The following is a 22,884-nucleotide window of genomic DNA, read 5'->3' on the forward strand; positions in this document are numbered from 1 at the left end:
AGCATGTATCCGCAACCGGCGCCTGCCAGGAAAGAATCTTCCAAGGTTGCAATCAAATTACCAACCTTGCAGCACGGGATCAAGATATTTGCTTGCCTGTGTGTGATCTTCATTGGGAGCCCTGCCGCGTGGGCGTTCGACTATTCGGAGTGGGACGCGCTTCTTAAAAAGCACGTCAGGCCGACGACGCTGGACGGGGTGCGCCTGAATGCGCTGCCTTATAAAGTTCTAAAAAGCGACCCTGTCTTCGCCAAGGTGGTGGAGCAGTTCGAGGCGGCTTCCCCGGACGAGTTCAAAACGCGCGAAGAAAAACTGGCGTTCTGGATCAACGCCTACAACGTGTTTGCGGTGAAGATGGTGCTCGACCATTATCCCGTGGACAGCATCAAGGACGCGGGCGGGCTGTTTGGTTCGGTGTGGAAAAAGGAGGTCGGCGCCATTAATGGAAAGCCGATCACCCTCGATGAAATCGAACACGGCATTCTGCGCAAAATGGACGAGCCGCGCATCCACATGGCCATCGTCTGCGCGTCGGTCAGTTGTCCCGACATCCGCAGGGAGGCCTACTGGCCGGATCGCCTGGAGCAACAATTGACAGAACAGGCGGAGCACTTTCTCATAAATCCGGGCAAGGGCCTGCGTGTGGACAAACAGCGCAAGGCTGTTTATCTGTCGGCGATTTTCAACTGGTTCAAGGAAGACTTTGAGCCAAAGGGTGGGGTGCGGGAGTATCTTGCACCGTACGCACCGGAACGCAACCGCGCCGCATTGAAAGACTCCAGTTACGACATAGAGTTCATGGATTACAACTGGGACTTGAACGCGCTATAAAGGAAGGAGGGGCGGGAAGGAAACCTTCACTCCTGACCTGGGGCTTCCTCCCCGCCTGGGCTTTGCTTCCTGCCTGCTCAATCCGCGTGTTTGCGGAGGAACGTCGGGATGTCGTAATTCGACTCGTTGGCCACCGAATCCGGCGACTCCTTGCGGATGGAGGCGGCCAGTTGCCTCAGCCCGCTTTTGCGGAACAGGGGCGGTTTCGGCGCGCTGGGTTGCGGATCGCCGCCCACCACCTTTTTGTACGCGATGGCGCTCTCGTGAGGCGCGGCCACCGACCATTCCTCCTCCACCGGCTCTTCTTCCTGCATTTCGGATTTTTCGAACCCCGTGGCGATCACCGTCACGCGCATCTCGCCCTGCAGGTGCTTGTCGATCACCGCACCGAAGATGATATGCGCGTCCTCGTGCGCATTCTTCTGGATGAGCGATGCGGCTTCCGTGACTTCGTGGAGCGTCAGGTCGTCGCCGCCGGTGATGTTGATGAGTACGCCTTTTGCTCCGTCCACCGTGGCTTCGTCGAGGAGCGGGCTGGAGATGGCTTTTTCCGCCGCTTCCACCGCGCGATTCTCGCCGGTCGCCGTGCCGCCGCCCATGAGCGCCTTGCCCATGCCGGACATGATGGTCTTCACGTCGTTGAAGTCGAGGTTGATCAGCCCCGGGATGACGATCAAATCCGAAATGCTGCTCACCGCCTGGCGCAGAACGTCATCGACGTGGCTGAACGCGTTGGTGAGCGGAGTGTCTTTCGAGATGAAACTCAACAGGCGCTGATTGGGAATAACGATCAGCGTATCCACCGAATCCTTCAACGCCTGCAATCCTTCCTCGGCCTGCCGCTCGCGTTTCCTGCCTTCAAACACGAACGGTTTGGTGACGATGCCGACGGTCAGTGCGCCCAGTTCGCGGGCGATGTTGGCCACGGTCGGCGCACCGCCGGTACCGGTGCCGCCGCCCATGCCGGCAGTGATGAACACCATGTCCGCCCCTTCCAGCATGGCGCGGATCTGGTTTTTATTTTCTTCCACTGCGAGGCGGCCCATCTCCGGGTTGGAACCCGCGCCCAGGCCCTTGGTCACCTCCGCGCCCACCTGCACCTTGTTCATGCACGGGGACGATTCCAGTGCCTGCACGTCCGTGTTGACGATGATGAATTCCACACCCTGGATGTGCGAGCGCACCATGGCGTTGACGGCGTTTGATCCGCCTCCGCCGACCCCAACCACCTTGATGCAGGCGGAGTACTCGTTGTCCTGCTCAAATTCAATCAAGCCCATTTGTTCCTCCTTGTTCATTAAAAGAACTCTTCCATCCAGCCTTTCATGCGGCTGAAAATTTTGTCGAACAGATTCCTTCCCTGGAGTTCCGTGTACTTTCCCGCCTTGTAGCAACGGTCTCCGTAAATGATCAATCCCGTGCACGTGGCGTACACAGGATTGTTGACGACGTCGATCAATCCGCCGAGACCCATGGGCGTGCCGATGCGCACCGGCGCCTGGAACACCTCCTCCGCCAGCTCCGCCATGCCCGGCATGGAGGCCGAACCGCCGGTGATGACAATGCCGGACGAGATGTGTTCCTCGAATCCCGATGTCTGGATCTCGTGATTGAGCATTTCAAACATCTCACGCACGCGGGCCTCGATGATCTCGCTCAGAATCTGCGCCGAGACCTTCATCGCCGGGCGGCCTCCAACGCTGGACACTTCGATGCCTTCATCCTCGGCGAGGAGCGCCGAGTAGGCGCACCCGTAGGCGTGTTTGATCTTTTCCGCTTCCGCGTTCGGTGTTCGGAGGCCGATGGCGATGTCGTTGGTCACCTGCGCCCCGGCGATGGCCAGCACCGAAGTGTGCTTGATCGCACCCTCGTAGAAGATGGCGAGATCGGACGTGCCGCCACCGATGTCGATGAGAGCCACGCCCAGCTCTTTCTCATCGCTGGAGAGCACCGACTCGCTGGAGGCGAGTTGCTGGAGCACGATGTCCTGCACGCCGAGTCCGGCCTTGTTCACACACTTGACGATGTTCTGTGCGGACGTTACGGCGGCAGTGACGATATGCACCTTCGCTTCCAGCCTCACGCCCGCCATGCCGAGCGGCGTCTTAATGCCGTCCTGGTTGTCGACGATGAACTCCTGCGGCAGAACGTGGATCACCTCGCGGTCAAGCGGGATGGCGATGGCCTTCGCCGCGTCGATCACACGGTCCACATCCTGCTGGTTGATCTCCTTGTTCTTGACGGCGATGATGCCGTGGCTGTTCATGCTCTTGATGTGGCCACCGGCGATGCCGACAAACACGGACTCGATTTCCGTACCGGCCATCAACTCCGCTTCCTCCACGGCGCTTCGAATGGATTCCACGGTGCCGTCTATGTTCACCACCACGCCCTTACGCAGACCGCGCGATGGCGACTGGCCGAGCCCGATGATTTCGATTTCTCCCTGCGGGCTGACCTCGGCGATGATGCAGCAGATCTTGGTGGTGCCGATATCGAGGCCCACAACGTAGTTTTTCTTTTTGGACATGTGCGGGTTTCCCTCCTGTTAGGACTTCTTGATCGGTACGTCCGTGCCGCCCTCCCACGGCTCGTCGCGGACCACCACGCGGCCCGCAAACGACAGGTCGATGAACCGGGCCTTGCCGATGTCGGACTGCAATGCTTCCAGAACCACTTTGAAATTGTCGAACCCTTCCGCCAGCCGGTCCACCGCCATGCGCAAGGTCACCTGTCCGGATTTCGAGGTGAACATGAGATGATGCGGCTGGGTGAAACGCACGGCATGAAACGGTTGTTCGCGGAACGCCCCCAGTTGATTGAGTGCGTTCATGGCTTTGAGGCCGGGCACGACCCAGTCGATGTGCACCGGTTTGCCCAGTTCCACTTCACCGAGCGTCCCCGCCTGGATGAGCGGCAGGTCACTGTAACCCCCGGAGTCGGGCGCGATCAGCACACCGTACGGGTCCATTAAATAGGTTTGTTCCAATTCCAAACGCGCGTAGGGGGTGCGTTCCTGAACATGAATATGCAGGCTCTGCGGCAGTTTGCGGATCGCCGAGACGTCCTGCACCCAGTGGTTGAGGCGAATCGGTTGCAACACCCCCTCGATGTCGGCGTGAAAAATGTTTTCACCGAACACCGGTTGTGCCGCTATATACAGGTGTTCCGCATCCACCGTCTTGTTGCCGTGAAAAGTGATGCGGCTGATGCGGAACTGCGGCGCGGTTGTGAAAAACTGGTACGCGTGGAACAGGCCGTACATCAACATAACTGCGAGCAATCCCTTGGCTCCCCAGTCGAGGCCGAGTCGCAGTACCTTCTGCACATTCACCTCGCGTTTGGGACCGGTGCGGTAACGCACGGCTTTTTTCTTCTGCCGCTTCGACCTCTGCGTGTGGGCGCGCTTCCATCCGGAAGAGCGGTTTTGCGGTGAGGTGGTGCTGTAATCGACCATGATGCGTCAGTCCCTGTAATCGCGCGTGGCGCGTTTCAGAATTTCCAGCACGAGTTCGTCGAAACTCATCCCGGCTTCCTTCGCCGCCATCGGCAGAAGGCTGGTCGGCGTCATTCCTGGAATCGTGTTCATCTCCAGAACGTAAGGCACACCGGCGTCGTCGAGGATCACGTCGACCCGCGGGAAGCCGCGCCCCTTGAGTGCGCGGAATACGGCGATGGCCACCTGCTGGCAGGTTTCGCGCTCGATACCGCTCAGGTCCGCCGGACAGATGTATTCCGTCTTTCCCTTGGTGTACTTCGACTCGTAGTCGTAGAAGCCCGACTTCGGCCGGATGTGCACGATCGGCATCGGCTGTTCGCCGTGCATGCCGATCGCCAGCAGTTTGCCGTCGATGTACTGTTCGACCACGACCTCCTCCGTGTAGCGGAACGCCAGGTCCAGCGCGGCTTCCATTTCCGTTGCCTCGTGCACGATGGTGACGCCGAGGCTCGATCCCTGGTCTGACGGCTTCACCACCACCGGCAGGTCGAGATGACGCTGAAACGCGTCGCGCTCTGCTTTGCGCACCACCTGGTAGGTGGCGGTTGGGATGCCGTTCTGCATGAAAACCTCCTTCGAGGTGACCTTGTTGTAGGCCACCGAACTTCCCAGAACGCCGGAGCCGGTGTACGGAATCCGGGCGTATTCCAGCAGGCCCTGGATGGTGCCGTCCTCGCCGTAGGTGCCGTGCAGGGCGACGAACGCGAGGTCGATGCCCGCGTCCTTGATCTGCGTCCACACGTCGTGGGTGACATCGATCTCCACCGCTTTCAGGCCCAGTCGCCGGATCGCCTGCATCACTTCACGGCCCGTGGTCAGGGACACTTCCCGTTCTTTCGACAGGCCGCCCATCAGGACGCCGATGGTTTTTTCTTTCAAAGACTGCAAGCGTTACCGGCTTTCAAAATAACTGGCCCGCCCCCGAACCGGCCAAAGTTCGGGGCAAAGGAAGGAGGGGTACCTTTGTTTTGCGGACCATATTCGTTTGTTCAGGCGAACGCCCCTTCCTGCGTCCGCGGTTCAACTCAATCCCATTCTCCGGCCAGCACGACCTCGGTTTTGAGATCGATTCCGGATTTTTCTTTCACCACCTTCCGCACGGTTTCAATGATCTCGCGGATGTCCTCTGCTGTGGCCTCGCCCTGGTTGACGATGAAGTTGGCGTGCTTGATCGACACCGCCGCGCCGCCGATGCTGAATCCTTTCAGGCCCGCTTCCTCGATCAGGCGGCCTGCGGTGTCGCCTTCCGGATTCTTGAACACGGAGCCGGAATTGGGCAGCGTGAGCGGTTGTTTCCGCCGCCTGCGGTCGAGGTGCGCGTCGATGGCTTTCTGGATTTCCAGATGATCGCCCTTATTCAGTTTCAATTCGGCTTCGATGACGATTCCGCCCGGGGTGGGGAAAATCGTTTTTCGATACCGGAACGTCAACTCGTCGCGGCTCAGTGTTTCGACTTCGCCGTCGTCGTTGATGCGCGTGATACTGCGGATGACGTCGCCGATCTCGGTACCGTCGGCCCCGGCGTTCATCACCACCGCGCCACCGAGCGATCCCGGAATGCCGACGAGGTCTTCGATGCCGGTCAGGGAGTACTTGGCGAGGTACTTGACGAGGTACGACATCTTGGTGCCTGCACCGACGCGCACGGAGGCCACTTCCTCGCCACTGGTGAGGCGCGAGAACACTGGCGTCTGGATGGTTTTGAACATTTCCTTGACCGAGAGCACGATTCCGGTGATGCCGCGGTCGGCCACCAGCAGGTTGGTGCCTTCTCCCAGCACGAACACCGGCAGCTCGCCGCGGTTCCTCAATACGTTTTTGATGTCTTCAATGTTTTTGGGGACGATGAAGTAGTCGGCCGGGCCGCCCACGCAAAGAGACGTGTGCCGGGACATCAGTTCGTTCTGCCGCACTTCTCCCTGAAGGGTATCCAGCCATTTCATGGAACGGGTCATGGCATTTCTCTTATAAAATTTTTTGCCGAGGATGGTTTTGGGCACATCGGTGACGGTGGCGAAGTGCACGCTGTGTCCATGATTCATGTGGGCGTAACGGATGAGTCTGGATTTCCAGGGATCGTTCAGCATGAAGAGGAATCCTTTCCTGCATCTCCGCCGCGGAGCCGGGCGGGAAGGTTGGCGATCAGTTCGCGTCCGAGTTCCCAGATGTTCCCCGCGCCCAGCGTGAGGAGCACATCACCGGGCTGGAGAAGCTGGTTCAAACGGTCCTGGGTGGTTTTGCGGTCTGCAATGTATTCCACGTGCTTGTGGCCGAAGTTTTTGATGCCCTCGACCATGCGTCCGGCGGTCACCCCTGCGACAGGGTCTTCGCCTGCGGCGTAAATGTCGTTGACGATCACGCAGTCGGCGTTGTGAAACGACGACCAGAACTCCTGCATGAGCGAACGCGTGCGCGAATAGCGGTGCGGCTGGAACACGACCACCATGCGGCGTTCCGGCCAGACCTCACGCACCGTGCGCAGGGTGGCCTGGATTTCCACCGGGTGATGACCGTAGTCGTCCACCACCACCAGCGGTTCGGTGTCGTGGATGATCTCGAAGCGCCTCTGCACGCCGCGGAACTGTTTCAAGGCGTCGGCAATGGTGTCGAATGTGAGGTTGAGTTCCATCGCCACGGCCACCGCCGCCAGCGTGTTCAGCACGTTGTGGCGTCCGGGGGCAACCGAATGCAGGGTGCCCAGCGCTTTGCCGTGGTGGAACACGTCGAACCAGGTGTCGAGTCCCTTGAAGCGGATGTTGCGTGCGGTGTAGTCGGCCTGACTTGTCAGCCCGTAAGTGATGGCGCGTTTCTCCACGTGCGGGATGAGCGACTGGATGTTGACTTCATCGAGGCACAGCACCGCCGTGCCGTAGAACGGGACCTTGTTGATGAAATTCAGAAACGCTTCTTTCAGGGTGTCAAGCGTGCCGTAGTACTCCATGTGTTCTTCGTCGAGGGTGGTGACCACGACCACTGTCGGCATGAGTTTCAGAAACGAACCGTCGCTTTCGTCCGCTTCCGCCACGAGGAACTCGCTTTGCCCGAGCTGGGCGTGACTGCCCACGCTTTTGAGCTTGCCGCCGATGACCACCGTCGGGTCCAGCCCGCCGCCCGCAAGCAGGGTGCCGACCAGGGACGTGGTGGTGGTCTTGCCGTGGGTGCCGGCGATGGCGATGCCGTACTTCATGCGCATGAGTTCCGCCAGCATCTCCGCACGGCGGATGACCGGGACCGATTGCTCCCGCGCCGCTTTCACTTCCACGTTGTCCGCTTTCACCGCGCTGGAAGTGACCACCACCTGGCAGTCGGCAACGTTTTCCGCCGCATGGCCGTAGTGGATCGTCGCGCCTGCCTTCTCCAGGTGTTCGGTGACGGTGGAGCGCGCGAGGTCGGAGCCCGTCACGTCGTAACCCTGGTTGATCAGCACTTCAGCAATGCCGCTCATGCCGGCTCCTCCGATACCGATGAAATGAATGCGCCGTGTTTTTCCCAGAAACATGGGGTCGCATGATCCTTCCTGTAAAAAGGGGCGGTATTAAATCGCCGCACCCATCAATTGACGGCACAGGTCGCGCACGCGATTCGTCGCGTCGCGCCGCCCCAGCCTGAAACTGTTCTTCGCCCGCTCTTCCAGCTTGTCCGGATTCTGCATCGCGTCGAGGACGGACTGGGCGAGCTTGTGTCCGTTGATGTTGCGGTCGAGGATGACCTCGGCCGCATCCGCCGCTTCCAGCACGCGTGCGTTGTGCTCCTGATGATTGTGTGCGGCGAACGGGAAGGGGACGAGCACCGAAACCTTGCCGGTTGCCGTCACTTCCGCCAGTGTTGTGGCTCCGGCGCGGCAGATCACGAGCGACGCCTTCCGGTACTGCTCTTCCATGTCGTAGATGAACGCCTCGGCGCGGGCGGAGAATCCCGCCTGTTCATAGCGTTGCCGAACGAGGGCTTCGTCCTTTTCCCCGGTCTGGTGAACGATTTGGAGATCCCCTTTCACGCTTTCGAGATGTTCAAGCGCTTCCAACATCGCCGCGTTGATCGACTGCGCGCCCTGGCTCCCGCCGAGGATCAGCAGGTGGAAGGGCTGGCCGGGTTTCCACGCCGTCGGTTCTTCTTCCCTGCAGAATTCTTCGCGGATCATGTTGCCCGTCTCCACCACCTTGCCGGCGGGGAAGTAGTCCCGCGACTGCTCGAACGACACGGCGACTTTGCTTGCGATTCTGGCGATCAGCCGGTTGGTGACACCCGGCACCGTATTCTGTTCGTGCACGAGAATGGGAATTCGAAGCATCCACGCCGCCACCGCGACCGGACCCGACACGTAGCCGCCGACACCGACCACGAGGTTCGGCCGCTTGCGGATGAGAAAACACATCGACTGCGCCAGGCCCACCGGGAGCTTGCACCACGAAGTCCAGCGTCCCAGGCCCTTCTTGCCCAGCAGGCCGCTCGAGAGGATGGTTTTGAGCGGCAGGCCTTCGCGCGGTAGAACGCGGGCTTCCAGGCCGCGTTTCGTGCCGACAAAGGTGATTTCGATGTTTTCGTCCATGGCTTTCAAAGCTCTGGCCAGCGCGATACCGGGATACAGGTGCCCCCCGGTTCCGCCTCCGGCTATGACGACGTAGTTCGCCATCGTGTATGCATCAACGTCGGACCGTTTGCTCCGATATGTTCAACAAAACCCCCATGCCGAGCATGGTGATCAACAACGACGACCCGCCCAGACTGATGAACGGGAGCGTCAACCCTTTCGTCGGCAGCAAACCCACCGCCACGCCCATGTTGGTGAACGCCTGAATAGCGACCAGCAACGTGAGTCCTGTGGCCAGGTGCGTGCCGTAAATGTCTTTTGCGTGGTACGCGATCTTGAAGCCACGCCACAGCACCAGCATGAACAGCGCGAGGATGCCCATGGTGCCGATGAATCCCAACTCTTCCCCGACGACGGAGAAGATGAAATCGGTGTGCGCTTCCGGCAGGTAAAACAACTTCTGCCGGCTGTCGCCCAGGCCCAGTCCCCATATGCCGCCGCGTCCGAAGGCGAGGAACGACTGCACCGCCTGGAAACCGGTATCCGACGGGTCCGCCCACGGATCGAGAAACGACAACAGGCGGCGCTTGCGGTACTCCGCACTCAACACCGCCGAGATGAGGAACGGCGCGGCGGCGATGACGGAGTAGACCAGGTAATTTTTTTTCACTCCCGCGATGTACAGCATGGTGAAGCAGACAATCGAGATGATGAGTGCCGTCCCGAAGTCCGGTTGCAGGAGAATCAGCATGAAAAAGATACCGAGCACGATGAGGTTCGGCAGGAATCCGTAAGCGAAGTTGCCCAGCTTGTCGGCGCGTTTGACCAGGGATTTGGCCATGAACAGGATGACGGCGAACTTGGCCAGTTCCGACGGCTGGAACGAAAAGCCGCCCAGCACCAGCCAGCGCCGGGCGCCGCCGACTTCCTTGCTCATCTCCGGCATCATCACCGCGATGAGCAGGAATACGGTGGCGGCCATAACGGGATAAGTTGCGCCGTCCAACTTGTGGTAGTCCACGGATTTCGCCGCAAACAGCATGGCCGTTCCAATCAGGACCCACAGCAGGTGCCGTTTCAGGAAAAACCAGGAGTCCTGGTATTCTTCCATCGCATACACCGCGCTCGAGCTGAACACCATGACGATGCCGATGAGCACGAGCAGGGCGACGGCGAAGGCCAAAATGCGGTCGCATCCCGGTTGTGCGTTTTTCTGGGCCATAAACCAATTCCTCAGGCGGAAACCGCATGAAATCCGCCGCTTCTTTCACAAACGTTGAACGCATTCGCGGAAGCGTTCACCCCGGTCCGCGTAATCGCGGAACATGTCGAAACTGGCGCACGCGGGCGAGAGCAGAACCACGTCACCCGGTTCCGCGTGTCGGTAGGCGGCCTGCACTGCGGCGTCCATGCTTTCCGCCGCCTCGTGGTCGAACGATCCGTCCAGCACCGCCTCTATCTTTGAACGGGCCTCACCGATGAGTACAAGGAACTTGACCCGTCCAAGAAAGATTTCCTTGAGGGCGGAGAAGTCGCCCCCTTTGTCTTTGCCTCCGGCGATCAGGATCACCGGGCGGTCGAAGCTGTTGAGCGATTTTTCCACTGCGCCGATGTTCGTTCCTTTCGAATCGTTGATGAAATCGACGCCGTTGACCGTGCGTATCCATTCGAGCCGGTGCGGCAGGCCTTCGAACTCGCGGAGCGTCGCCGGCATGGCGGCGGGATCGACTCCCGCAAGATAGGCCGCGGCCATGGCGGCCAGCACGTTTTCCATCTGCCGGGCGAGCGCCGGTTTCAAATCATTCATTTCAATCACCGGGATGGCGCTGCCGCCCCACTGCAGGAAGGCGGCGCCTTCTTCCAGGTAAGCACCCACCGGCAACTCGTACCGGGTGCTGAAGCTCACCGTCTGCGCTTTTTTGTTTTCAGCCATCTTTTTCACCCACGGGTCGTCGGCGTTGATCACCATCCAGTCGTCTTCGGTCTGGCGGGCGGCGATGCGCTCCTTCAGCGTGGCGTAGGTTTCCATTGAGCCGTGCCGGTCCAGGTGATCCGGAGTCAGGTTCAGAATCACACTGATGAACGGATGAAATGTATCGACGCCCTCCAGCTGGAAACTGCTGACCTCGAGCACCATGTAGTCCCTGGGGGGCGGATCGATCAGCGCCACGAACGGCACACCGATGTTGCCTCCGACCTTGATGTCGTACCCCGCGCCTTTCAACAACGCGCCGATGAGCGATGTCGTCGTTGTCTTGCCGTTGGTGCCGGTGACGGCGATGATCGGGGTCGTGCAGAGACGCGACGCCAGTTCCAGTTCGCTGATGACCTCCACGCCCTTCTGGCGTGCGGGTTCGAGTTCCGGATTGTGGATGTCCACGCCGGGGCTGAGCACGATGAGATCGAGCGTATCGCCCTCCGGGGCTGACGTTTCGAACCGGGTCTCGATCCCAGCATCGAGTTGCCGCACCGCCTCTTCCAGCTCCGCAAGGGATTTCTGGTCGCACACCGTCACCTTCGCCCCGCGCTGTGCGAGGAAGTTGGCGGTGGCGATGCCGGTGCGGGCAAGGCCGACGATGGCAATGTGTTTTCCCGTTACGTCCATAAGCAATTCATCTCAGCTTCAGCGTGCTCAGGCTGAGCATGGCCAGCACGACGGCGATGATCCAGAAACGGACGATCACCTTCGGCTCTTCCCAGCCCAGGTGCTCGAAATGATGGTGCAGGGGGGCCATCTTGAAAAACCGTTTGCCTCCCGTGTACTTGAAATACGCGACCTGGATGATGACCGACAGCGCTTCGATGACGAAGATGCCGCCGACTAAAATCAACAGCAGTTCCTGTTTGGCGATCACCGCCACGGTGCCGAGGATCGCTCCCAGCGAAAGCGAACCGACATCCCCCATGAACATCTGCGCGGGATAGGCGTTGAACCAGAGAAAGCCCAGGCTCGCTCCGACGATGGCGGACGTGAGCACGGCGATTTCCCCCGCGCCGCCGACGTACTGGATATTCAGGTAGCCCGCGAATTTGAAATGCCCGGTGATGTACACCAGGGCAGTGTAAGTGAGCGTGGCGATGATGATGGGACCGATGGCCAGGCCGTCCAGGCCGTCGGTCAGGTTCACGGCATTGGAAGTGCCGACGATGACGATGACGATCAGCACCACGTACCAGCCGCCGAGATCCGGTGTGAAATCCTTGAAGAAAGGCACATACAGGTTGGTGGCGAATCCCATGCGATGAGGATCGAAGTAGGTGCAGAACAGGCCCACCATCGTGGCCACCAGAATCTGCCAGAACAGTTTCGACCGTGCAGTCAGCCCTTTGCCTTTGCGCAGTTTCAGAAAGTCATCGACGAAACCGATGAGGCCGAAACCAACCGCGACGAAAATCAGCAACCACACATACGTGTTGGTGAGGTTCGCCCACAACAGGGTGGCGAGCAGGAATGTGAAGATGACCAGCAGGCCTCCCATCGTCGGGGTGCCGGATTTTGAAATATGCGATTGCGGTCCGTCGGTGCGGATGGTCTCGCCGACTTCCAGTTTCTGCAGGGCGCGGATGACCATGGGGCCAAAGACCAGGCACAGCACGAGCGCGGTGATGCCGGCGTAGGCCGAGCGAAACGTGATGTAGCGAAACACGTTGAAGATGGAATAGTCCGAACTGAGCGGATAAAACAGGTGATAGAACATATCCCTTTTTACCGGGCGGTGCCGGTGAACCTTTCGATCACGGTTTCCATTTGCGACCCACGGGACCCCTTGAACAGCAGGCAATCCCCTGTGCGAGCGTGTTGTTTCAAAAATTGCGCGGCGTTATCGTGTGTTTCCCCGCGGTGAATGTGTTCGGCGTCCATGCCGCGCTCGGCAGCGGCGTCTGCGGCGAGCCCCGCCAGCATTCCCACGGTAACGAGGTAGTCGATTCCGTTCTCAACCGCCCATTCGCCGACCTGACGGTGTGCGGGGTTTTCCCGTTCGCCCAGCTCCAGCATGGCGCCCATTACCAGAAAACGGCGCCCGGTGCAGGGCAGGGCGTTGAGAGTGTGGATGGCTTCCCGCATCGAACGCGGATTCGCGTTGTACGTGTCGTTCAGAATCGTCATGCCGCTGTGTTCGAATACCTGACCGCGCTGGTTGAGTCCCTGAGTTGCTTCCAGGCCGGGCACCATGCTCTCAATCTTCATTCCGAGGGCCGCTCCCGTGGCCAGCGCCGCCAGTGCATTCCGCACATTGTGCATCCCCGAAAACGGCAGCCGGACCGGCGCCGTGGTGTCGAACACCCTTGCTGTGAATTCGATCCGGGTGATGTCGGCGGCGCGGATGTCGCGCGCCTGCACGTCGGCGGACGGATCGAGCCCAAACGTGATGGCCCGCGCGCGCAAGCCGTCCGCGAGCTCCACCACCAGCGGATCATCCGCGTTGACGATGGCGGTCCCGTTTTCCTTCAATGCCTCGAACAGTTCGCCCTTGGCCGCCTGCACGTCCCTGATGGTTTTCAACTGCACCATGTGCGCTTCCGAGACGTTGGTGATGACGCCGATCTCCGGTTTGGCGATTTTCGCGAGGCGGCGGATTTCCCCCGCCGCGCTCATGCCCATTTCGATCACCGCCACTTTGTGCTCGCGCGTCAGGTTGAGAAGCGTGAGCGGCACGCCGATGTGGTTGTTCAGGTTGCCTTGCGTCTTGAGCGTTTTGAATCGGGTGCCGGTGATGGCCGCGATCATTTCTTTCGTGGTCGATTTGCCGTTGGTGCCGGTGACGCCGACCACCCGCACGTCCTGCTGATTGCGGTGATACGCCGCAAGATCCTGCAATGCTTTCAACGTGTCGGGTACGGCAACGGCGAAGGGACCTTCCTGTAATTCATCGAGGGGCAGGCGTGTGCGGTCGGAGACGATCACCCCGGCCGGCTTTTTAGCGATGGCCTCGTTCAGGAAATCGTGTCCGTCAAATCGATCTCCCTGAATGCATACGAACAGTTCGCCCGCTTTCAGGGTACGGGTATCGATCGACACGCCGGAGAAGCGTGATGTCGCAGAGCCCACTATTTTTTCCCCATTCACGGCTGAAATCACGGTTTGCAAATCGCTATCCATTCACATTGAACCTTTGTTGCAGAGCTTCGGCCGCCTCTTCGCGGTCGTCGAAGTGAATCTTTTCCGTTCCGAGGATCTGGTAATCCTCGTGTCCCTTGCCTGCGATCAGCACCAGGTCGCCCGATTGCGCCTTATTAATGGCGAAGCGGATGGCGTCGCGGCGCTCCGGCAGGACCATGTAGCGTTCCTCGGGATTGATGTTGTCCGGGATGCCTTCAAGAATCTGGTCGATGATCCCGTTCGGGTCTTCCGTGCGCGGGTTGTCGGAGGTGATGACGGCGAAGTCCGCCAATTCCGCGGCAATCCTTCCCATGACCGGGCGCTTGGTGTTGTCGCGGTCGCCGCCGCACCCGACAACGACGATCACCTTTCCGGAAGAAATAGTGCGAGCGGCTTTCAATGCGTTGAGGAGAGCGTCATCGGTGTGGGCGTAATCCACCGCCACGGTGAAGTTCTGCCCCATGTCCACTTTGTCGAAGCGTCCCGGCACCCGCGCAAGTTCCCTCACGCCGCGGGCGATGGTGTCGAGGGCGATGCCCTGGATCAATCCCACCGCCGCCGCCGAAAGGATGTTGTAGATGTTGTGGCGGCCAAGCAGCGTCGATTGAATTTCCGTATCGCCGTAAGGTGTTTTCAGGATGAAGCGCACGCCGTCGGGATCGATCTTGATGTCTTCTGCCGTGACATCCGCGGATTGTTCGAGGCCGGTGGTCAGAGTGACCGAATCGATTTCGGAAGCGATTTCGCGACCGACGGCATCGTCGATGTTGATCACCTGCTTGCCAACGGTGCAATCCAGGAACAGGCTTTTCTTGCTTTGTTTGTAGTGGTCGAGCGTCTTGTGGTAGTCGAGGTGGTCGCGTGAGAAATTGGTGAAAACGGCGACGGCGAATTTGAGTTCGCGCACGCGCTTGAGAGCCAGCGAATGCGACGACACCTCCATGACACAGCGCTGAACCCCCGCCGCCCACATCTCCGCCAGCATGCGGTTGATTTCAAGCGCCTCCGGCGTAGTCATCGGTGCCGGACGCAGGGTGTCCGCGTAGCGGTAGTTGATGGACCCGATGATGCCGCTGGGCTCTTCGTTGGCCTTGTAAATGCTTTCCAGCAGGTAAGTGAGGGTGGTTTTGCCGTTGGTTCCGGTGACCCCGGTGAGTTCCATGTGGTGCGACGGATCGCCGTGAAACCGGGCCGACACCCACGCCAGCGCGTGACGCGCGTCCCTGACGTGGAGCCCTGTGGCGTTCTGTCCGCCGACGCCCTGCTCCATCAAATCCTCGACGCCGGTTTCAGTGACAAACGCCACCGCACCGCGCTCCAATGCGTCGGCGATGAACAGACTTCCGTCGTGGTGGTGCCCCGGTATGGCGACGAACAAGGAACCCGGTTCCACTTTCCGCGAGTCGTAGGCGATCGAAACGATATCGCGGTCGAGCGTGCCCACGAGGTTTTCCAGCGGAAAGCCGTTGATGAGTTTTACAAGTTTTTGGTTCATCACAAAATAAACTCCGCAGTTTGCGGATGACGGTTCGTCATGATTTGCCGTTTTAACGACGATCATGTCCGGTCCAGGACAAACACACGCTCCCTGCTCGATGGAATATGCAGGTAGCGCAGGGTTTTTTCAGCCAGGCGCTGGAACACCGGCGCCGCGACCTCTCCGCCCCAGTACGATTTTTGCGGCTCGTCGATCATCACCAGGATCACCAGCCGGGGTGCGTCCGCCGGTACGAAGCCGATGAACGAAGCGAGATACGCGGACGTGGAATATGTATGCGTTTCGGGATCGATCTTCTGTGCGGTACCGGTTTTCCCCGCGACCTCAAAGCCGGGAATGCCCGCCTGCTTGCCGGTGCCGTGTTTCACCGCCTGCTTGAGCATGTCGATCATCTGCCGGCTGGTATGACGTGTGAGCACGCGGCGGATGATCTGTTCTTCCGGCTGCTTCACCACTTCGCCGTTTTTCAGAACCTCGTGAGTGACGTGCGGCTTCACCAGAAGGCCGCCGTTGGCGATGGCCGCAATGGCCGCCGTCATCTGCAGGGGAGACACCGAAATCTCGTGCCCGAACGAAATGGATGCGAGTGACAGACCCGACCAGTCGGAAAGATCCCGCACCATGCCCGGGGTCTCACCCGGCAGGTCCACGCCCAGGCGGGAACCGAAGCCGAAGTTGCGGATGTATTCATGAAAGCGTTCCTCGCCCAGCTTTTGCGCCACCTTGATCGCGCCGATATTGCTCGACTTGGAGATGATGTTTTGCAGGGTCAGCCAGCCGAAGCGGTGGTTGGCGGCTTCGCCGATGTGGATTCCGCCGATTTCGTAGTTGCCGTTTTCACAGAAAAAGATGTCGTTCGGCCGCGCAACGCCTTCTTCCAATGCCGCTGCGACGACGATGGGCTTGAAAATAGAACCCGGTTCGTATGCGTGTGTGACAGCGGGGTTGCCCCACCGTTTGCGCGGAAAGGCGGCAAAGTTGTTCGGATTGAACCCAGGGTAGGAGGCGAGGGCGTAGATGCTGCCGTCGTTCGGGTCCATCACAATAACCAGTCCGCTTTTAGCCTGGAACTCGCGCACCTGTTTTTCCAGTTCCTGTTCGGCATGGAACTGGATGACTTCGTCGATGGTCAGGACCAGGTCGCGGTTGCGATGCGAGGCGTCGTCCGGACCCGTTTGCAGATACCGGCCGCGCGCGTCCTTTTCCACCACCTTCCGCTTCAGTTTGCCCTTGAGCAGGGACTGGCGCTCGTGTTCGATTCCTGCCAGGCCCTGATTGTCCAGACCGACGAAACCCAGCGTGCTGGCGGCCAACTGGCGGCGCGGGTAAAACCGCTTGCTTTCCTTAATGAAACCCACGCCGGGCAGGTCCAGTTGACGAAGCTGCGCAATCTCGTCCAGACGTGCCTTGCGTTTGATCCAGACAAAATGTTTTTTTGAATTCACTTTTTCCAAAACGGCTTCCGGATCCAGGTTCAATGTACCGGCCAGGGCGCGGGCCGTCTCTTTGGAATTGAAAATTTCGCGGGGATCGATGTAAACGGATTCCACATCCAGGTTGGTTGCCAGCAGGTTCCGGTTTCTATCGAAAATATGGCCCCGGCCGGTGACGACTTCCACCGTCCGCAAGTACTGTTTCTGCGCCTGGGACAGGAGTTCGTCGTGCTGGAAGATCTGCAGATGCGCGAGCCTGCCCGCCAGGGCAAGGCCGCAAACCACAAACAGAACAGAAACCACGGCCATGCGGCCTTTCAGGGCGGAATACAGGGTTTGCGGTGAATTTTTTTTGATGCGGCGCATGGCCACGCCCTCACTTCACAAAGATCGTGACGATCTGTTCCGGCCGGGGCTCCTGCATTCCCAACCGGTGTTCGGCCAGGTACTGGACCCGGTCCAGGGACAGCAGGCTGTCCCGCTCCAACTGAAGGAGGGTGTGTTCACGGAGCAGCTTGGTGTGGAGCCGTTGCTGCGCCTGGAAGTCGTACGCCAACTTGACCATCTTTACGTTTGGCCAAACGTAAAAGAGTCCGCCAAGGAGAAACAGGAACAAGCCGATCGTCACCACGCGGAATTCCATGGGCGACAGGTGAATCTGGGATCGGACCCATCTCAACCAGGATTGCGGATCAGTCATGGATGCGCTCCGCCGCTCTCAACTTCGCACTGGAGGCCCGGGGATTGCGTTCCACTTCCAGGGCCGACGGTTTGACCACCCTCCGGGTCAGAACCTTGAGCCTGCTTTTTCGCCCGCACACGCACATTGGCGTCCTGGGCGGGCAGATACAGCCTTTTGCCTCGGTACGGAAAAAATCTTTAACGATTCTGTCTTCTAGAGAATGAAAGGAGATCACCACCATGCGCCCGCCGGGGGCGAGGCAGTCGATGGCGTCTTCGAGTGCTTTCTGGATGTGGTCCAACTCACGGTTAACCGCAATGCGCAGGGCTTGGAAGGCTTTTGTGGCTGGGTGAATACGGGGTTTACGCGACGGTTTCGCCGCGCTGGAGAGGATTTGGGAAAGTTCGAAGGTTGTTTTGATGGGATGGGAGCCCTGCGCTTTGCGGATCAACCGTACGAGTTGTCTTGGTCTTTTTTCTTCTCCATACTTGCGAAAAATCTGTTCGAGCTCGAAATCGGAAAGCGTTTCGAGCAAATCGGCGGCCGTGGGACCTTCCTGGCTGCGATCCATGCGCATGTCCAGCGGCCCATCGAAACGGAAGCTGAACCCCCGCTCGGCGACGTCCAACTGCCGGGAAGAGACCCCGAAATCCAGCAGGATGCCGTTCATCGCCGGCTCGTTCTGCCGGGCGAGTATGCTTTTGACTTCGCTGAAGCTGCCGTGCACCAGAATGACCCTTTCCTTGTAGGTGGCCAGCCGTTGTCTGGCCCGTTCCAGGGCTTCGGTGTCCCGGTCGATTCCCAGGACCCGCAATGTCGGCCCGGCGTCTAGCATTGCCTGCGTGTGACCCCCGTCCCCCAGGGTGCCATCGACAATGAGCCTCTTGTTTTGGGGTTCTATATAATGAAGGACCTCCTCTAACAGAACTGGCGTGTGGTAATCCACCATGGCGGAATCGGCCCTCCACGATCCCCTCAAATCTCAAACCGGTCGGCGGACCAGATCTCGAACGTCTTGGACATGCCGACCAGGATCACTTCTTTTTTCAGCCCGGCGCGATCACGCTGGTGCTGGGGTATCAGGATTTTTCCGGACTTGACCTCGCATTCGCTGGCCTGTGCGTAAATTTCGCGCATTTTGTTGCGGTCGTCGCCGTCCAACCCGGACAGGTGGCTGAGCTTTTCCTCGTTGACCAGCCATTCCTTCTGGGGAAAGACAATGAGGTATTCGCGGTCCTTATTCCCCTCCTTGTCCGGCATCACGGCGACCACAAGGTTGTGGTTGTCGTATTGCTTGTCCAGAAGGCCCTTGAACTTCGCCGGGACGTTGAGACGCCCCTTTTCGTCCAGGTTGACCTGATATGTCCCTAAAAAACCAACCATTTCTACCCTGCCAAAGGTAATTCGGTTGCCCGCCATAATGTGACACTATATGACACATTTAGACACTATGCTAGCATAACGTGACATTCTGTCAATAAAAAAAGAAAAAATCGGGCGGAGGCCTGAAAGGCCTTTGCAGGGCCTCCGACAGGGCTTTGGTGGTGGGTTGGGTTTCCTATTACTTTGGAAACAGGCGGACAAAACCGATCCCGCAATGAGGCCAGATTTAGGTGGAATCCGGGTGGTGGGTTGTGGGTACAATAGGAAAGAGTTGATGGATTTTTAAAGCAGGGCTTCCGGCCTTGGCGCGGGGTAAATTGCTTTGACAATAATTATTGGCCAGTGATACTATGGCTCCAATCGAAAAGGATTGGATTCATTCAGGTTAACCCTTTTATTTAAAGAGATTGCAGACCCATGCAACATCGAAAAATCAAGTTCATGGTGGGTGCCTTCCTGATTGTCGGCGCGATCGCGTACCTGATCACGACCAGTATCAGCAGCACCTCCAAATTCTTTGTTACGGTTGACGAGTTGACCGCGGGATTGGACACGTACCGGGGTGCCGGTCTGAAAGTAAAGGGAACCGTGGTGCAAGGCTCCATCACCCGCAACCCGGAAAACTTCCTGGATGTCGCGTTTCAGATAGAGGAAAAGAAATCCGTTTTGCCCGTCACCTATACCGGCGTCACGCCGGATATGTTTGAGGACGGCCGGGAAGTGGTCATCGAAGGCACCATCGGCCGCGACGGGGTGTTCCATGCCAATACCCTGTTGACCAGTTGTCCGTCCAAGTACGAAGCGGAAAAGGAAGCGGGAAAATCCCACCCGGGCGACATTCCCATAGACGGGAAACAAAAACAGCCTGCTTTGGAAAGCCCGAAAATTCTGACCAAAAAGACCGCCATCTAATTTTGCCCGCTACGGGATCGCCGGGAAGCGCCCGGTTTTCCAGTGCGGGTGTTTTGGGCGTGATGTTTGTTTTAAGGAACCGTAAAGCATGAATGAACTGGGTGAATTTGCATTGATGGTGGCGCTGGCCACCGCGCTGTACGGCGTCGTCGGTTACGTGATGGCGTTCCGCAACAACCGTGTCGATCTGTATATGAGCGCAGACAAGACCCCGCTCATCGTCTGGAGTTGCGTGGCGGTGGCTTCCGGTTCATTGTGGTACGCGTTTCTCACCAACGACTTCAGCGTCGAATACGTGTGGGCCTATTCCAACCGGGAACTGGATATCTTCTATAAATTTTCCTCGTTCTGGGGCGGGCAGAAGGGGTCGCTGTTGTTCTGGACGCTCATTCTGTCCACTTACATGATGGTGGTGTATATCCAGAACCGCAGGCAGAATGTCCGCCTGGTGCCCGTCGCTTTGGCGGTGATGATGGTCATTGCCATCTTTTTTCTCGGTCTGCTCAATTTCAGCACCAATCCTTTCGAACGCATTCCGCTTCCCCCGGAAGACGGGCGCGGCCTGAACCCATTACTGCAAAACTACTGGATGGTGATTCATCCGCCGACGCTGTACCTCGGTTACGTCGGCTTCACCGTGCCTTTCGCTTTTGCCACGGCGGCATTGCTCACCAAGAATCTCGACGACGGCTGGATCCGCATGACCCGCAAGTGGACGCTGGTGTCGTGGTTCTTCCTGTGCATGGGCAACCTGTTCGGCGCGCAGTGGGCGTATGTGGAACTGGGCTGGGGCGGTTACTGGGCGTGGGACCCGGTGGAAAATGCCGCGTTCATGCCTTTGCTCATTGCCACGGCGTTTTTGCATTCTGTGATGATCCAGGAAAAGAAGGACATGATGAAGGTGTGGAACATGTCGCTCATCCTGCTCACGTTCGTGATGACCATCTTCGGCACGTTCATCACCCGGAGCGGGCTCATCCAGTCGGTGCACACGTTCGACGAAGCGACGCTGGGTTATTACTTCCTGGCGTTTCTCGGCGTCATCATCACGTTTTCGACTGTCCTTATCCTCAAGCGTCTGCCGTTGCTTAAAAGCAAAAACGAACTCGATTCGTTCCTGTCGCGCGAAAGCAGTTTTCTGTTCAACAACCTGGTTCTTCTGGGTATCACGTTCGCAACTTTCTGGGGCACCATCTTCCCGATCATCTCGGAAGCGTTTCGCGGCGTGAAGATCACCGTCGGCCCCCCGTTCTACAACCAGGTCAATGTGCCCATCGGGCTCATCCTGCTTGCGCTGATCGGGATCGGCCCCGTCATCGCGTGGCGCAAGGCGACGTGGTCGAACCTCAAAAAGAATTTTGCCAAGCCGGTGATGATCGCCCTGGCGGGCGCTGTGGTTCTGTTTCCCTTCGTGCCGCTCACCGACAAGGCGGAGATTTATTCGTACATCACCTTCGTCCTCTGCATTTTTGTCATGGCGTCCATCATCACCGAATTCATAAAAGGTTCGGTGGCGCGCCACGCGGCGCATGAGGAGACGTATCCTGCGGCCCTGTCGCAACTGGTGTGGAAGAACAAGCGGCGATATGGAGGGTATATCGTGCACATCGGCGTGGTGCTTCTGTTCGCGGGCATTGCGGGCTCGCAGGCTTACGATACGGAATTCCAGAAACACCTGCAGATCGGCGAGACGTTCAAGCTCCGCAATTATGACATCACTTACGAGCGGTTGATGGTGAAGGAACAGACCTCGGTGAAGACCCGTGTCATCGCGCAGTTGGGCATCTCGGAAAACGGCCGCCGTGTGTGGACCGGCAACCCGGAAAAGGAATTTTACAAAGGACAGAAACAGCCTGTCTCGGAAGTGGATCTCAGGTCCACCTGGAAAGAGGACCTGTACCTGATCCTCGCGGACTTCAATCCGGACAACAGCTCAGCCACCATCAAGGTGCACATCAACCCGATGGTGAGCTGGATGTGGACCGGCGCGTGGATCATTGCCTTCGGCACGTCCATCTGCATGTGGCCGGACCGGCTGGAGTCGCGCCGCCGCCTGGAGCGGCTGAAGCGCCAGGAAGCCATCTTTGTCCCGGCCCAAGAGTGAGCAGCATGCGTAACCGAACATTGATAACATTTTCGCTCTGCTTCTGGGTTTTCGCCGCCGTGCCGGCATTCGCCGCCACGCAGTTGGAGAACCTTGAGGATGCACTGATGTGCACCTGCGACGACAAATGCGGCAAGGTGCTCATCAATTGCAGTTGCGATCACTCCGACAAAATGCGCGGCGAGTTGACCAAACAACTGGAATCCGGTTTGACCGTCAAGCAGATCATCCAGACTTATGTGGACAAGCACGGTGAGACCGTGCTCTCCGCCCCGACCAAATCCGGATTCAACCTCACCGCGTGGATCACGCCTTTTGTGGCGCTGGTGATTGGCGGCTTCGGCGTGCGCAAGGCCATCGTCGCCTGGACGCGCAGGTCCCCCGGAAAAGCCGAAGGTGAAGACGCATCCCTGGCGGATCAGGCCGACGGTGAGACGCCGCAGAAAAAAGCAGAAAACCAGCCGTACCAGAACCGGTTGAAAGACGAACTGGATCGGTTGGAAACCTGAGCCCATGACCGGTGTCAACATCCTTCAGTTCCTTGTCGTCCTTGCCATCCTGATCGCGGTCGGTATCCCTCTGTTTTCCAAGCTCAGCGGCAAGAAGTTATATTCCCCTCTCGACCCCGCCGGTGAAGAATACAAGCACCTGCTCGTACGCAAGGAAGAAGTGCTGTTGTCCATCAAGGAGCTCGAATTTGACTTGAAAACGGACAAGGTATCCCAGGCCGATTACGACGCCCTCCTCGTCAAGCTGGAAGAGGAGGCGTTTCAGATATTGAAACGCATCGACGAACTGGAAGAGCAGTTCAAATCCAAAAAGAAAAAGAAGCCCAAACAGTCCAAGCAGGTGGATGCGGCCTGAAGGACCAAACCGGCGCCTGTATTCCGGCGCGCCCCACCATCGAATAACC

The 22,884-nt window shown here is 58.7% G+C and carries 21 protein-coding genes; 5 read left to right on the forward strand and 16 right to left on the reverse strand.

From position 1 onward, the window contains the following. Positions 1-3: 3 nt before the first annotated feature. Entirely contained in the window at positions 4-831 is an 828-nt protein-coding gene (locus ACTRW9_RS05045; protein ID WP_442428527.1) for a DUF547 domain-containing protein, read from the forward strand. Positions 832-908: 77 nt separating this feature from the next. Here ACTRW9_RS05045 and ftsZ read toward each other — a convergent pair whose 3' ends face one another. The 16 genes from ftsZ to ACTRW9_RS05125 all read right to left on the reverse strand — a co-directional run bounded on the left by ftsZ (position 909) and on the right by ACTRW9_RS05125 (position 18,955). Beyond that, positions 909-2,105, reverse strand: a complete 1,197-nt coding sequence (gene ftsZ / locus ACTRW9_RS05050) for a cell division protein FtsZ (protein ID WP_042252752.1) — start codon at positions 2,103-2,105, stop codon at positions 909-911. A gap of 23 nt (positions 2,106-2,128) precedes the next feature. Beyond that, complete coding sequence (gene ftsA, locus ACTRW9_RS05055; RefSeq protein ID WP_442427237.1) at positions 2,129-3,361, reverse strand: cell division protein FtsA; 1,233 nt, start codon at positions 3,359-3,361, stop codon at positions 2,129-2,131. An 18-nt stretch (positions 3,362-3,379) separates the two neighbouring features. After that, positions 3,380-4,288: a cell division protein FtsQ/DivIB gene (locus tag ACTRW9_RS05060; protein ID WP_442428528.1), complete on the reverse strand. Its 909-nt coding sequence runs from the start codon at positions 4,286-4,288 to the stop codon at positions 3,380-3,382. A gap of 6 nt (positions 4,289-4,294) precedes the next feature. After that, positions 4,295-5,218 (reverse strand): D-alanine--D-alanine ligase, encoded by a 924-nt coding sequence (locus tag ACTRW9_RS05065; RefSeq protein ID WP_442428529.1) that lies wholly within the window; start codon positions 5,216-5,218, stop codon positions 4,295-4,297. A gap of 137 nt (positions 5,219-5,355) precedes the next feature. Then, positions 5,356-6,417, reverse strand: a complete 1,062-nt coding sequence (murB, locus tag ACTRW9_RS05070; RefSeq protein WP_442428530.1) for a UDP-N-acetylmuramate dehydrogenase — start codon at positions 6,415-6,417, stop codon at positions 5,356-5,358. After that, positions 6,411-7,829, reverse strand: coding sequence for a UDP-N-acetylmuramate--L-alanine ligase (murC, locus tag ACTRW9_RS05075; RefSeq protein WP_442428531.1), 1,419 nt, complete (start codon positions 7,827-7,829; stop codon positions 6,411-6,413). The genes murB and murC overlap by 7 nt, the downstream gene beginning before the upstream one ends. 36 nt (positions 7,830-7,865) lie before the next feature. Next, positions 7,866-8,960, reverse strand: coding sequence for an undecaprenyldiphospho-muramoylpentapeptide beta-N-acetylglucosaminyltransferase (murG, locus tag ACTRW9_RS05080; RefSeq protein ID WP_442428532.1), 1,095 nt, complete (start codon positions 8,958-8,960; stop codon positions 7,866-7,868). A 10-nt stretch (positions 8,961-8,970) separates the two neighbouring features. Further along, on the reverse strand, positions 8,971-10,080 hold the full coding sequence (gene ftsW / locus ACTRW9_RS05085) for a putative lipid II flippase FtsW (protein WP_442428533.1): 1,110 nt from the start codon (positions 10,078-10,080) through the stop codon (positions 8,971-8,973). A 45-nt stretch (positions 10,081-10,125) separates the two neighbouring features. Continuing rightward, positions 10,126-11,463, reverse strand: coding sequence for a UDP-N-acetylmuramoyl-L-alanine--D-glutamate ligase (gene murD, locus ACTRW9_RS05090; protein ID WP_442428534.1), 1,338 nt, complete (start codon positions 11,461-11,463; stop codon positions 10,126-10,128). 7 nt (positions 11,464-11,470) lie between these two features. After that, positions 11,471-12,556 carry a phospho-N-acetylmuramoyl-pentapeptide-transferase gene (gene mraY, locus ACTRW9_RS05095; RefSeq protein WP_005005707.1) on the reverse strand — a complete coding sequence of 362 codons (1,086 nt, stop codon included), beginning with the start codon at positions 12,554-12,556 and terminating at the stop codon, positions 11,471-11,473. 8 nt (positions 12,557-12,564) lie between these two features. Next, the gene (locus ACTRW9_RS05100; RefSeq protein WP_442428535.1) at positions 12,565-13,959 is read right to left on the reverse strand and encodes a UDP-N-acetylmuramoyl-tripeptide--D-alanyl-D-alanine ligase; all 1,395 of its coding nucleotides are present in this window, start codon (positions 13,957-13,959) and stop codon (positions 12,565-12,567) included. Further along, complete coding sequence (locus tag ACTRW9_RS05105; RefSeq protein ID WP_442428536.1) at positions 13,952-15,454, reverse strand: UDP-N-acetylmuramoyl-L-alanyl-D-glutamate--2,6-diaminopimelate ligase; 1,503 nt, start codon at positions 15,452-15,454, stop codon at positions 13,952-13,954. The genes ACTRW9_RS05100 and ACTRW9_RS05105 overlap by 8 nt, the downstream gene beginning before the upstream one ends. 62 nt (positions 15,455-15,516) lie before the next feature. Beyond that, a complete protein-coding gene (locus tag ACTRW9_RS05110) occupies positions 15,517-17,256 on the reverse strand; it encodes a peptidoglycan D,D-transpeptidase FtsI family protein (RefSeq protein WP_442428537.1) in 1,740 nt (579 codons plus the stop codon). A gap of 10 nt (positions 17,257-17,266) precedes the next feature. After that, positions 17,267-17,590: a cell division protein FtsL gene (locus tag ACTRW9_RS05115; protein ID WP_005005701.1), complete on the reverse strand. Its 324-nt coding sequence runs from the start codon at positions 17,588-17,590 to the stop codon at positions 17,267-17,269. Continuing rightward, positions 17,583-18,521 carry a 16S rRNA (cytosine(1402)-N(4))-methyltransferase RsmH gene (rsmH, locus tag ACTRW9_RS05120; protein WP_442428538.1) on the reverse strand — a complete coding sequence of 313 codons (939 nt, stop codon included), beginning with the start codon at positions 18,519-18,521 and terminating at the stop codon, positions 17,583-17,585. Before rsmH ends, ACTRW9_RS05115 begins: the two co-directional genes overlap by 8 nt. 26 nt (positions 18,522-18,547) lie before the next feature. Continuing rightward, positions 18,548-18,955 (reverse strand): division/cell wall cluster transcriptional repressor MraZ, encoded by a 408-nt coding sequence (locus tag ACTRW9_RS05125; protein WP_052338284.1) that lies wholly within the window; start codon positions 18,953-18,955, stop codon positions 18,548-18,550. Positions 18,956-19,372: 417 nt separating this feature from the next. On the opposite strand from ACTRW9_RS05125, the gene ACTRW9_RS05130 reads away from it, so the two are divergent. From ACTRW9_RS05130 to ACTRW9_RS05145, 4 genes are all read left to right on the forward strand, one after another. Further along, positions 19,373-19,867 carry a cytochrome c maturation protein CcmE gene (locus ACTRW9_RS05130; protein WP_442428539.1) on the forward strand — a complete coding sequence of 165 codons (495 nt, stop codon included), beginning with the start codon at positions 19,373-19,375 and terminating at the stop codon, positions 19,865-19,867. A gap of 88 nt (positions 19,868-19,955) precedes the next feature. Then, positions 19,956-21,971: a heme lyase CcmF/NrfE family subunit gene (locus ACTRW9_RS05135; protein WP_442428540.1), complete on the forward strand. Its 2,016-nt coding sequence runs from the start codon at positions 19,956-19,958 to the stop codon at positions 21,969-21,971. Between the two features lie 5 nt (positions 21,972-21,976). Beyond that, a complete protein-coding gene (locus ACTRW9_RS05140) occupies positions 21,977-22,480 on the forward strand; it encodes a cytochrome c-type biogenesis protein (RefSeq protein WP_442428541.1) in 504 nt (167 codons plus the stop codon). A 4-nt stretch (positions 22,481-22,484) separates the two neighbouring features. Beyond that, a complete protein-coding gene (locus tag ACTRW9_RS05145) occupies positions 22,485-22,835 on the forward strand; it encodes a hypothetical protein (RefSeq protein ID WP_442428542.1) in 351 nt (116 codons plus the stop codon). Positions 22,836-22,884: the final 49 nt, after the last annotated feature.

This window comes from Nitrospina sp. 32_T5 (genome assembly GCF_052156635.1).
Taxonomy (GTDB): domain Bacteria; phylum Nitrospinota; class Nitrospinia; order Nitrospinales; family Nitrospinaceae; genus Nitrospina.